Source organism: Brucella sp. NBRC 12953 (genome assembly GCF_040369775.1).
Lineage (GTDB): Bacteria > Pseudomonadota > Alphaproteobacteria > Rhizobiales > Rhizobiaceae > Brucella > Brucella pseudogrignonensis.
The window spans coordinates 387447-399358 of record NZ_BAABSV010000005.1 but is presented as its reverse complement, the minus strand read 5'-3'; the positions used below and the strand labels follow the sequence as shown (position 1 = coordinate 399358).

The window sequence follows — 11912 nt, the reverse complement described above, 5'->3', positions numbered from 1 at the left end:
GCTAACCATCAGACGCTGTCTTTGAAGAGGACGCTCTGGTCGAAAAGATAGCGATGGGAGAGCGGTAGGCTTGCAGCGCCCATCGCTTTTCCATGAACACCGACTTTCCCTTCAATGATTTCGGGTGCCGAAAGACCTTGCAGGTCGATGCGCGTTAGCTCAAGCTTAGTTGCTTCGACGATGCTGTGGCGGACATTTTCTGGCAACCAGCCGTCAATAATCGCTGCAGGGAAATCAATCACAGATGCGGCTGCAACTGCCGCATGGGCCAGGCCGCGCGCCGCCAATGCAACCCACTCGTCTAGTAATTGACCGAAATCCGGCCAGCGTTCCGGGGAAAGCCACAGCTCTTCCGACGAGATACCGTGCTCACGCAATATGCGTTCAAGCACGAAGAGCGAGGCAGTATCGATCAACTGAATTGTTTCGCGAGCATCGTCTGTTCCGCGCATACGCATAGGCATGGAGCCAAGCGCTCCAGCGTTGCCGGTGCGACCGGGATAGAGTGTGTTGTTTAGAACCACACCGCCACCGATAAATGACCCGATTGAGAAATAGACAAAATCGGTAAATTCAGGCCCGCGCCCAAATGTCAGCTCGGCGCCGCAGGCGGCAGTTCCGTCATTTTGCAGAAAAACAGGAAATGGCAAAGCTGACCCGAAATCATGGATCAGATCAGCATCAAGCCAAGCATTCATATCGGCGGCAGGTGCACCAACTTCCTCGACCCAGTTCCAGAGTTCGAACGGAAGCGCAATACCGAGGCCCGCAATACGGGTGCGTTTATCTGCATCAAGTGCCGCAGTAAACTCATTGATGCTGTCGAAAGCAAATTGGCGAATTTTATCGGGAACGGGCCAGGAATATGTGACGTGGCGGCGCTGCCGAATGTGACCGAGAAAATCCATCAGGATGATCTCTGCACTGCGCCGTCCAATCTTGAGGCCAAATGAGAATACGCCGTCGGCAGCAAGCCGCATGGGCATGGATGGTTGCCCCACACGCCCGCGCACGCGTTCGCCTTGTGTAATGAGGCCATCTTTTTCGAGTTCGCGAATGATCACAGAAATGGTTTGTGCGGAAAGCCCGGTCTTCCTCGCAATATCAGCGCGCGCCATTGCACCATGTCGGCGCACCAGCGCCAGTACAAGGCGTTCATTATAGGCGCGAACGCCAATCTGATTGGACCCACGATTAATACTCGCCCCGGTTTCGGCGAATTGTGGCAAAGCGGATCCAGCTGCTGCGGGTTCGCCGCGCTGCTCAGAACCGCTTTCTGAAGTGTGCCTGACCATATCCTCTCCCAAGGTCCCGCATGTTGAAGTCGCGCCCGGAAATGTGTGAAACGATCTTCGGAACAAGATGCGCGAATAAACATAAGCTTAGCGCGTCGATCTGGTTCAATCAGATCCAAGCACGCTTTATCGTCGATTGGCCTACTCCATTCGATGAAGCAGAAAAAGCCCTCATTTGTCGAACATGTTAAATAAAAACATCAACTTAAGCGCCGGAATCGTACTTTAAGCAAACAAGCCAGCCTCAATCTCCCAGCCAGAGAGTGGCACAGCAAATTAATAAATCAAGTGGATTTATTAATTGACTCTCTTGCGAAGCCGTGTTTTGTTTTCATCACGCCGGGGGAAGAGGAACCGGTTTCACTCTGGGAGGAGTTCATGAAGAAGACAGTTCTCTCGGCAGCGGTTGCTGCCTTTACGCTTGGTGTGGCCGCTTCGGTTGCAGGCCCAGCCAATGCGGCGGATGTTGGTGCTTGCCTGATTACCAAGACCGACACCAATCCCTTCTTCGTCAAGATGAAGGAAGGCGCGATTGCAAAAGCCAAGGAGCTAGGCGTCAATCTCAAGACTTATGCAGGCAAGATCGACGGCGATTCCGAAAGTCAGGTAGCGGCAATCGAAACCTGTATTGCGGATGGTGCCAAGGGCATTCTGATTACCGCTTCTGACACAAAGGGCATCGTACCGTCGCTGCAAAAAGCTCGTGACGCGGGTGCGTTGATCATTGCGCTTGATACGCCGCTAGAACCAGCGGATGCAGCAGATGCCACTTTCGCGACAGACAACTTCCTTGCGGGCGAACTGGTCGGCAAATGGGCTGCGGCAACGCTTGGCGATAAGGCCAAGGATGCGCGCGTGGCTTTCCTTAACCTCACCGCGTCGCAGCCAAGCGTTGACGTTCTGCGCGATCAGGGTTTTGCTGTTGGCTTTGGCATCGACCCGAAAGACAAGACCAAGCTTGGTGATGAAGATGATCCACGTATTGTGGGGCGTGATTTGACTGATGGTAATGAAGAAGGTGGCCGTCGCGCGATGGAAAACCTTCTCCAGAAAGATCCGACCATCAATGTCGTGCATACGATCAACGAACCTGCTGCAGCTGGTGCTTATGAAGCACTCAAGGCCGTAGGCCGTGAAAAAGACGTGCTTATCGTTTCGATCGATGGTGGTTGCCCAGGCGTTAAAAACGTCGAAGCTGGTGTAATTGGTGCAACGTCGCAGCAATACCCGCTGCAGATGGCAGCGCTTGGCATCGAAGCTATCAAAAAATTCGCGGATAGTGGCGAAAAGCCAAAGCCGACAGAAGGCAAGACCTTCGTCGATACGGGCGTGGCGCTGGTCACTGACAAGCCAGTCGAGGGTGTGGAGTCAATCGACACCAAAACTGCGCTCGGCAAGTGCTGGGGCTAAAAGCTTAGAGCATTTCCGGTTTTGATTGAGTCATTGGAAATGCTCTATCCATTTGTTTTTACGCGCTTCTTGTTCCGAAAACCGCTTCGCTCGTTTCGAGATGCGCTCTAGTGATAACTCGCATCCGGCAGCTTTTGCCGGATGCTCTTGCGCCTTAGAGCGCGGTTCGATCTGATTGGATCAGATCGGCGCTCTAAAAGTTTGTTTTAACGCGCATCTTTATCCGAAAACCGTTTCACACTTTTCGGGATGCGCTCTAAAGCAGGAGATAGACATGAGTGAGCCGCAGGCGACGACTACCCCTGTAAAAGCATCAATGCAGGAATATGAAAAATCGCTCTCCCAAAGCGCAAGCGATGTCGCATCTTTTGATGCGGGCGATCAGTCTTTGCTCTATCGCCTCCGGCATTTTCTGCATCACAATCCCGCGGCTGTACCGCTGATTGTGCTGGTCATGTCATTGCTGGTCTTCGGGATAACGCTTGGTGGAAAGTTTTTCTCCGCTTTCGCGCTGACACTTATTCTACAGCAAGTCGCGATTACAGGCATCGTGGCTGCGGCGCAGACTTTGGTGATCCTTACTGCCGGTATCGATCTCTCGGTCGGCGCTATCATGGTCTTATCTTCCGTGGTTATGGGGCAGTTCACATTCCGCTATGGCTTGCCTGCAGAGCTTTCCATCCTGTTCGGCTTTGCTACCGGTGCGCTTTGCGGCTTCATCAACGGGTTCTTGATCGCTTATGTGCGATTGCCACCATTTATTGTCACGCTCGGCATGTGGCAGGTGATCCTGGCGACGAACTTTCTTTATTCCTCGAATGAAACCATTCGTGCACAGGAGATTACGGCAGAGGCGCCTATCCTGCAGTTTTTTGGGGAAAGCATTCGCGTAGGGGGGGCAGTCTTCACCTATGGCGTTATCGCGATGGTACTTTTGGTTTTGTTACTCTGGTTCGTGCTAAATCACACAGCCTGGGGGCGCCATGTCTATGCCATCGGCGATGATCCGGAGGCTGCAAAACTATCAGGCGTTTCGGTTAAGCCGATACTCATGTCGGTTTATGTTCTGGCAGGTCTTATTTGCGCACTTGCTGGCTGGGCTATGATCGGGCGCTTGGGTTCTGTTTCACCAACCGCTGGGCAGTTTGCCAACATTGAATCCATTACGGCTGTCGTGATTGGTGGGATTTCGCTCTTCGGCGGACGTGGGTCCATCCTCGGCACAATGTTTGGCGCGCTGATTGTTGGTGTTTTCTCGCTGGGTTTACGCTTGTGGGGTACAGATCCGCAATGGACCTATCTCCTGATTGGCGTTCTTATTATTGCTGCCGTTGCCATTGACCAATGGATCAGAAAGGCTGCCGCATGAAAACCTCTACAACACCGGTTCTTTCCGCACGCGGTCTCGTCAAGCGTTACGGGCGCGTCACTGCACTCGATCATGCCGACTTTGACCTCTATCCGGGAGAAATCCTTGCTGTCATTGGCGACAACGGCGCTGGCAAATCTTCGCTTATTAAAGCGCTGTCAGGGGCCATCCGCCCCGATGAAGGCGAGATAATGCTTGATGGCAAGCCAGTCAGTTTCCATTCGCCAATGGAAGCGCGCCATGCAGGTATTGAGACGGTTTATCAGAATCTTGCTCTTTCTCCTGCGCTTTCCATTGCGGACAATTTGTTTCTTGGACGCGAAATCCGCCGCAAGGGACCGCTTGGTTCATTACTCAGGATGCTTGATCGTGGAGCGATGGAAAAGATCGCGCGTGAAAAGCTGTCTGAACTCGGCCTGATGACCATCCAGAACATTGGTCAGGCGGTGGAAACCCTTTCCGGCGGTCAACGGCAAGGTGTCGCGGTTGCACGCGCTGCGGCCTTCGGTTCAAAGGTCGTCATCATGGATGAGCCGACGGCGGCACTTGGCGTAAAGGAATCCCGCCGCGTTCTGGAGCTTATTCAGGATGTGAAGGCACGAGGAATGCCGATTGTGCTGATCTCGCACAACATGCCGCATGTTTTTGAAGTGGCTGATCGCATCCATATTCATCGTCTTGGTAAGCGACTGACGGTAGTCGATCCGAAGGAATATTCGATGTCGGATGCAGTGGCCTTGATGACAGGCGCAATGGCGCCGCGTTCTGAGGCCGCCTGATCCGCTACTCTGTGAACATCACATCAAGCGGCAGATGCGCTTTGACGATCGGTGATTTGAGGACAACGAAGCTAAAATATTTATCTATGCCGATATCCATATCGATCAGGCGTTCCATGATCGTCTGATACTCGACAATTCCGGCGGTGACGAACTTCATCAGATAATCGTAGCCGCCGGAAACCAGATGACACTCAATAACGGAATCGATCTTCTCGACGGTGGCAAGAAATCGCGCAAAATCGATCTGACGATGGTTTTTGAGCGTAATCTCAGTGAAAACCGTCAATGTCTGTCCGAGCTTCGAAACATTGATCTGCGCGGAATAGCCGGTGATATAACCTTCAGATTGCAGCTTTTTCACCCGCATGAGGCAGGGACTGGGTGAAAGGTTGACGAGTTCTGCAAGCTCGACATTGGTTATCCGCCCATTCTTCTGCATTTCGGATAGAATTTTGATGTCGATTTTATCGAGCTTCATAGCAAAACCAGTTATTCGGTACTTTCGGTTGAGATTATTATCTTTTTCCCCGGAAGCTGCAATCGCGCCATACTCTGTTTCTGATATTCAGTAGAGCCACGCACTGCACGCTGTTTGGGCGCAATAATCGCCTGTCAAAACGACGCCAAACCATACGAAATTCTGTGTAAAGACAAACTCCAACGCATCAAGCGGAACGTACAGCACTAGGATATGCGAAACATCGGAGTCCTGCGCATGTCTGCACCGCTTTTACACATCGAGACCAGTCCAACCTTGCCAAGTGAGGCGGATGTCGTTGTGATTGGTGGTGGCGTAGTGGGCGTTTTCACAGCCTATTATCTAGCGCGTAGCGGCGTAAAAGTGGCTCTTGTTGAAAAGGGGCGTATCGCTGCGGAGCAATCGAGCCGAAACTGGGGCTGGTGTCGACAACAAAACCGCGATGCCCGTGAGCTTCCGATGGCTACAAAAAGCCTCGAGCTTTGGGACAAGATTGCAGAAGAAACCGGAGAAGATCCCGGTTTTCGCCGGTGCGGCCTTCTTTATCTGTCGCAGGATGAGGCGGAGATTGCGGGCTGGGCCCGCTGGCGGGATTTTGCAAAAACAGTGGGCGTTACCACGCATATGCTTAGCACCGGTGAGGCCGCTGAGCGCGGCAAAGCAACCGGGCAGAGCTGGAAAGGCGGTGTTTTCTCGCCAACTGACGGAATTGCTGATCCATCACGCGCAGTTCCTGTGGTGGCTCGAGGTATCATGGCAGCCGGCGGAACTGTTCATCAGAACTGTGCCGCCCGTGGACTTGAATTAAGCGGTGGTCGTGTCAGCGGTGTTGTCACGGAGTCGGGTACCATCCGCACAAAGACTGTTGTGATGGCGGGTGGTGCATGGGCATCCTCCTTCTGCAACCAGCTTGGCATTCGTTTTCCGCAGGCCGCAGTTCGTGCCTCCATTTTATCCGTCGCATCTGGCGTTGTTGGTTTGCCCGATGCATTGCATACGGCTCAAGTGTCGCTGACGCGCCGTATGGATGGGGGTTATACACTTGCGATCAGCGGTCGCGCGCGCGTTGACGTGACGCCGCAGCAATTGCGTTTCAGCCGTGAGTTTGTACCGATGTTCATGCGCCGCTGGCGCAGCCTTGCTCCCGGCGGGGTTCAAGGCTGGTGTTCTGGGCATGAAACATTGACCAAGTGGCGGTTGGATGAAGTGACGCCGATGGAGCGCAATCGCATTCTCAACCCCAAGCCTGACGAAGGGCAGATTGGTTTAACGTATCAAAGGGCGCAGGAACTATTACCAGCGCTAGCTGGAGTGCCAATTGCAAATCGCTGGGCTGGTTATATCGACAGCACGCCTGACGGCGTACCGGCAATAGGAGAAATTGAAACTGTTCCGGGTTTCATTCTGGCGGCAGGCTTCAGTGGTCATGGTTTTGGCATTGGCCCTGGTGCCGGGCATATGATTGCCGATGTCATTTTGGGGCGCAAGCCGATTGTCGAGCCGAGCTCATATAAGCCCGAACGCTTGAATAAAAGCGCATGGGGTAAGGTGGCAGATTTTTAGTTCCCGCATCCGATGTGATCAAAAACACAAAATATCAGCCAAACGGAGCGCCAGCACTTACGGAATGATCGAAAACTAGCTAAATAAGGTGTATTCCCCGCCTGCATGGCGAGGAAATGCGAAACCGTAACAAGGCTGGACGATGTTTGAGTTTGATGACCCGCGATTTCGACCTTTGTGGATACGGGTATTGATCTCAGGAAGTTGTCTGGCATGGGCTGCATTTGAGATTTCGATGGGCGCAGTCGGTTGGGCCATGCTGTTTGGAGCGCTTGGCCTCTGGTCGGCCTACCGCTTCTTTGTGACATTTGATCCTGACAAGAAAAAGCAGGATTAACAGGGCTCTTAGCTTTTAAGCCCGCCAAAGCGAAATTCGCTGCGACACCAAAAATTCGCTTCAATATTTGAAAAGAGAGCGGGGAATCGACCCGGATTCAGGCCTTCCTCATGTGTTTCATGTGAGGAAATGACGCTGCGTATCTCTAATTAACATCATTTTAAAACATATTATCACATTTAAATCGTTATAATGTTATCCACATGATTGTGATGATATCAGAACGGTGTTACGTCCTCCGTGTCTCGGCCCACTATCGGGCGTGTCTTGAAGACATACGCATGGAGATTGCCAGTAAATGAATTCCGTTTCCCCCGCTTCCAACGTGCTGCAACTGCCTCTTTTTAAGGAGCAGGGCCAATGACGATGGTAGGTAATTTCGCACCACTGGTTCTCGCAGGCGACAATGACCGTGTGGATGCGCAGGCTGCTGGCGAGTATCTGGACACTTGGGCAGGTCAGGATGGCCTGCGTCTTGCAACGAGCAACGTCATCAAGGCCATTCTCGCAGGTTCAGGCCGTCTCGCTGGTCGCATCGCGCGCGGCACGCTTCCGGGTGATCCGGGTAAGCTGGTTGGCGTCAATAGCGATTCTGATCAGCAGAAGAGCATCGATGTCGGCTCACACAATCTCTTCATTGAACTGCTGATTGCGGCGGGCGCTGCATCAGTTCTGTCCGAAGAAGCGGATCTTCCCGTTAAGGGTAAATCGGATGGTCTGGTTGCGGTTGCAATCGACCCGCTCGATGGCTCCGGTAATGTGGGCCTCGGCGCGCCGCTCGGTACCATTTTCTCGATCTTCCCTGCGGATACGGCAGAGCCATTCCTTCAGCCCGGTAATCGCCAGCTGGCAGCAGGTTATGTCTCGTTCGGCAATTCGATTGATCTCGCCTTCTCAGTCGGCGAAGGCGTTCTTTTCGCGACGCTTGATCCGGTCAGCGGCATTTTCCAGATCACCCGCAAGAATGTGACGCTTCCAGAGCGCACGTCCGATCTCGCCTATAACGCATCCGTTTATCGTCATCTCTCGGCTGGCATGAAGGCCTATGTCGATGATTGCTACAACGGCAAGGACGGTCCGCGCGGACGCAATTTCAATATGCGCTGGTTGGGTGCAGCTGTCGGCGACATGCATCGCATCATGCAGCGCGGCGGCATCTTCTTCTACGTAGACGATGCGCGTCCGGGTTATGAAAAAGGCCGTCTGCGCCTCGTTTATGAAGCCAATCCGATTGCTTTCCTCAGCCAGCAGGCTGGTGGCAAGGCGACCAACGGTTCCACACCGATCCTCGATATCGTTCCCGAAACCTACCACGAGCGCAGCGCGCTGGTGTTCGGTGTTGCGGAAGAAGTCGATGTTCTCGGCGAATATTACGCGCGTCCGCGCAATTAACTAAGAGGAAACTCAGATGGCACGTATTACGCTGCGTCAATTGCTCGACCACGCTGCTGAACACAGCTATGGCGTTCCGGCTTTCAACATCAACAACATGGAGCAGGCGCTCGCCATCATGGAAGCGGCGGATGCGACCAATGCGCCGGTGATCCTGCAGGCTTCGCGCGGTGCGCGTTCCTATGCAAATGATATCATGTTGCGCCACATGATGGATGCGGTCACGGAAATCTATCCGCATATTCCAGTTTGCGTGCATCTCGATCACGGCAACGAAGCTGCCACTTGCATGACTGCAATTCAGGCAGGCTTTACCTCCGTCATGATGGACGGCTCGCTCAAGGCTGATGGCAAGACCCCTGCCGACTGGGACTACAACGTCTCCGTTACGCGTCAGGTCAGTGAAATGTCTCATCTGGGCGGCATTTCGGTTGAAGGTGAGCTTGGTGTTCTTGGTTCGCTCGAAACCGGCATGGGTGAAGCAGAAGACGGTCACGGTGCGGAAGGTCAGCTTTCGCATGACCAGCTTCTGACAGACCCGGATGAAGCCGTGAAATTCGTGCGTGAAACCAAGGTTGATGCACTGGCAATCGCTATGGGCACCTCGCATGGCGCTTACAAGTTCAGCCGCAAGCCTGATGGTTCCGTGCTTGCAATGAACGTGATCGAGGAGATTCACCGTAAGCTTCCAAACACGCACCTTGTCATGCATGGATCGTCTTCGGTGCCGGAAGATTTGCAGGAAATCATCAACAAGTATGGCGGCAAAATGAAGCCAACCTGGGGTGTGCCTGTTGAAGAAATCCAGCGCGGTATCAAGCATGGCGTGCGCAAGATCAACATCGACACCGATAACCGCATGGCGCTGACGGGCCAGATCCGCCGCGTGTTGCAGGAAGACCCAAGCGAGTTCGATCCACGTAAGTATCTCAAGCCTGCAATGGCTGCGATGACCAAGCTTTGCAAGGATCGCTTCGAGCAGTTCGGCACCGCTGGCCATGCTCAGTCAATTCGTCCGATCCCGCTGTCGGATATGGCAAAGCGTTATCGCGATGGTTCGCTGGATCCGAAGTTCAGCTAAAATGGTCTAGCTTCAATATAAAAAAGCGGCGGGAAAACCCGCCGCTTTTTGTGTTTTGGGATGTTGCTTTAGACAATCAGCACTTGTTGTACTTGGCGTCGACTTCGTTGATCGCGTCAACATTGCCAGCCGAACGGCCATTTTCGTCAAAGGTCTGGGCAAGGAACGCGTCAGCAATAGTCTTTGCAACTTCCGAACCGATAACGCGTGCGCCCATGGTGATGATCTGCGCGTTGTTGGAGAGTGCTGCACGTTCTGCCGAATAGGTGTCGTGGGTCAGCGCTGCGCGGATGCCAGGAACCTTGTTGGCTGCAATGCAAACACCGATACCGGTGCCGCAAACCAGAATTGCGCGATCATAGGTGCCGTCGAGAACGGCGGATGCAACGCGGTCCGAGAGGTTTGCGTAGAATGTGTCTGCGCCAGCGTCCGTGCGGGAGATTTCGGACACTTCAAAACGATCCTTCAGATAATCTGCGAGAACCTTGGCCAGACCTTCACCGGCGCTATCGCCTGCTACTGCTACTTTCATGATATTGCTCCTTAATTAGCTTTGATGGTTCTGGCGCATTTCGCCAGAATATCGAGATAGCCTTCCACGTTCCATGCCGAACGGCCAATGAACAGGCCGTCGATATGCGGGCAGGCAATGAGTTCTTCGCAGTTGCCGGGATTGACTGAGCCGCCATAGAGGCAAGGCACGCGACGGCCAAGGATGCCTTCAGCAACCGTAATAATTTCGGCCTGGCGGGCATCGGCGTAATCTGCCGAGGCTGGAATGCCATTTTCACCAATCGCCCAGACAGGCTCATAGGCAAACAGGATTTCGGCTTTTTTCTGCTCATCTGAAAGCTTGGAAAGTGCGCCGCGCACTTCTTCAGCAAGCACTTCCGCAGCACGTCCGCTTTCGCGGTCTTCGAGCGTTTCGCCAATGCAGATAAGCGGGATCAGGCCGTGACGAACGGCTGCTTCAACCTTGAGGCCAACCGTTTCGTTGGTTTCACCAAAGTTTGCGCGGCGTTCGGAATGGCCGAGTTCAACGATGTCGAGGTTGCAATCTTTCAGCATCAACGGTGAAATTTCGCCGGTCCATGCACCCTGATCAGCCCAGTGCATGTTCTGCGCGCCAACCTTGACGGAGGTTTCCGACAGAATTTCCTTCACTTCACGAACATAAGTAAACGGCGGAATGACGAAGCGCTGAATGTCTGCCGAGCGGTCAGCATCGGCGTCTTTCAGTGCGTCCGCGAAAACGCGTGCTTCCGCAAGCGTCTTGTTCATTTTCCAGCTCGTACCTACCCAGAATTTGGACATGCTTGAATGGTCTTTCTTCTCGTGTGTTATTCTGCAATTGTCAGTTTGATGCCTGCCGGCTCAAGTTCGGCCACAAGTGCATCGCCCGGTGATTTATCCGTGATGATCGCATCGAAATCGCCAAGATCAGCCATCACATGCAGGGCCGTGCGGCGGAAACGCTGATGATTGACCAGCAGGCATGTGCGGGTTGCCGACGCAGTCATGGCGCGCTTGGTGCGGACGACGTTTTCATCCATATGGTAGACGAGACGTCCATTGACCGCAGGCGCGGAAATGAAGGCAATATCTGCGCTGAGTTTTGAAAGGGCTTCCTCGGTCAGCAGGCCAAAGAACGCATTGAACTTTGCCGAAAATACCCCGCCGAGCGCGATCAGATTGATGCCGCCTTCGCCTTTGAGGTTTTCGATGATGACCGCATTGTTGGTAATCACCGTCAGCGGGCGCTTCTCAATTAACATGCTTCCGAGAACTGCGGCGGTGGAACCGTCATTAATCATCACGGTCATGCCGGGTTCGATCAGGTCAAGGGCCGCGCGGCCCATCTCGATCTTGGCTTCGTTATCCTGCTGGACGCGAAAACGGAAATCGCTTTCAAACTGAGAGCCAGCATCCATGGTCGCGCCGCCGCGTACTTTACGCAGCACGCCGGATTCTTCAAGCGAATCCAGATCGCGATGGATGGTCATCTTGGAGACAGCAAAGCGCTCGGAAAGATCATCGAGATCGACTGCATGATTTTCAATCAGCAGATTGATGATCGCCTGTCTTCTTTCGTCGCGTTTCACGGAATTTCCGATCTCAGAGCGTGTTTGTTTATCCCTCAAACTTAAATCACAAAATCACAAAACAATCCATATAAAATGTGATTTTGTGATATTTTGTTGATCG

The 11912-nt window shown here is 53.3% G+C and carries 11 protein-coding genes; 6 read left to right on the top strand and 5 right to left on the bottom strand.

Annotated elements, in window-relative coordinates; all coding sequences use genetic code 11:
* Positions 1 to 8 precede the first annotated feature (8 nt).
* Positions 9 to 1295, bottom strand: coding sequence for an ROK family transcriptional regulator (locus ABWV94_RS14840; RefSeq protein WP_353414042.1), 1287 nt, complete (start codon positions 1293 to 1295; stop codon positions 9 to 11).
* Positions 1296 to 1673: 378 nt separating this feature from the next.
* Here ABWV94_RS14840 and ABWV94_RS14835 point away from each other — a divergent pair, with 378 nt between their 5' ends.
* The 3 genes from ABWV94_RS14835 to ABWV94_RS14825 all read left to right on the top strand — a co-directional run bounded on the left by ABWV94_RS14835 (position 1674) and on the right by ABWV94_RS14825 (position 4853).
* Complete coding sequence (locus ABWV94_RS14835; protein ID WP_113158446.1) at positions 1674 to 2705, top strand: sugar ABC transporter substrate-binding protein; 1032 nt, start codon at positions 1674 to 1676, stop codon at positions 2703 to 2705.
* Between the two features lie 274 nt (positions 2706 to 2979).
* Positions 2980 to 4074 carry an ABC transporter permease gene (locus ABWV94_RS14830; RefSeq protein WP_007878280.1) on the top strand — a complete coding sequence of 365 codons (1095 nt, stop codon included), beginning with the start codon at positions 2980 to 2982 and terminating at the stop codon, positions 4072 to 4074.
* Positions 4071 to 4853: an ATP-binding cassette domain-containing protein gene (locus ABWV94_RS14825; RefSeq protein ID WP_064321481.1), complete on the top strand. Its 783-nt coding sequence runs from the start codon at positions 4071 to 4073 to the stop codon at positions 4851 to 4853. The genes ABWV94_RS14830 and ABWV94_RS14825 overlap by 4 nt, the downstream gene beginning before the upstream one ends.
* 4 nt (positions 4854 to 4857) lie before the next feature.
* Here ABWV94_RS14825 and ABWV94_RS14820 read toward each other — a convergent pair whose 3' ends face one another.
* Entirely contained in the window at positions 4858 to 5334 is a 477-nt protein-coding gene (locus ABWV94_RS14820) for an Lrp/AsnC family transcriptional regulator (RefSeq protein ID WP_007878283.1), read from the bottom strand.
* A gap of 237 nt (positions 5335 to 5571) precedes the next feature.
* Between ABWV94_RS14820 and ABWV94_RS14815 the strand changes: the two genes are divergently transcribed.
* From ABWV94_RS14815 to fba, 3 genes are all read left to right on the top strand, one after another.
* The gene (locus ABWV94_RS14815) at positions 5572 to 6897 is read left to right on the top strand and encodes an NAD(P)/FAD-dependent oxidoreductase (RefSeq protein ID WP_113498964.1); all 1326 of its coding nucleotides are present in this window, start codon (positions 5572 to 5574) and stop codon (positions 6895 to 6897) included.
* 697 nt (positions 6898 to 7594) lie between these two features.
* Entirely contained in the window at positions 7595 to 8626 is a 1032-nt protein-coding gene (locus ABWV94_RS14810; protein WP_113498966.1) for a class 1 fructose-bisphosphatase, read from the top strand.
* A 16-nt stretch (positions 8627 to 8642) separates the two neighbouring features.
* Entirely contained in the window at positions 8643 to 9707 is a 1065-nt protein-coding gene (gene fba / locus ABWV94_RS14805; protein WP_064321482.1) for a class II fructose-bisphosphate aldolase, read from the top strand.
* Between the two features lie 76 nt (positions 9708 to 9783).
* Here the strand turns inward: fba and derI are convergent, their stop codons facing one another.
* The 3 genes from derI to ABWV94_RS14790 are packed head-to-tail and all read right to left on the bottom strand — an operon-like array spanning position 9784 to position 11809.
* A complete protein-coding gene (gene derI, locus ABWV94_RS14800) occupies positions 9784 to 10239 on the bottom strand; it encodes a D-erythrulose-4-phosphate isomerase (RefSeq protein ID WP_007878291.1) in 456 nt (151 codons plus the stop codon).
* A gap of 11 nt (positions 10240 to 10250) precedes the next feature.
* The gene (locus tag ABWV94_RS14795; RefSeq protein ID WP_113498969.1) at positions 10251 to 11021 is read right to left on the bottom strand and encodes a triose-phosphate isomerase; all 771 of its coding nucleotides are present in this window, start codon (positions 11019 to 11021) and stop codon (positions 10251 to 10253) included.
* A gap of 26 nt (positions 11022 to 11047) precedes the next feature.
* Positions 11048 to 11809, bottom strand: coding sequence for a DeoR/GlpR family DNA-binding transcription regulator (locus tag ABWV94_RS14790; RefSeq protein ID WP_007878294.1), 762 nt, complete (start codon positions 11807 to 11809; stop codon positions 11048 to 11050).
* Between the last annotated feature and the right edge of the window lie 103 nt (positions 11810 to 11912).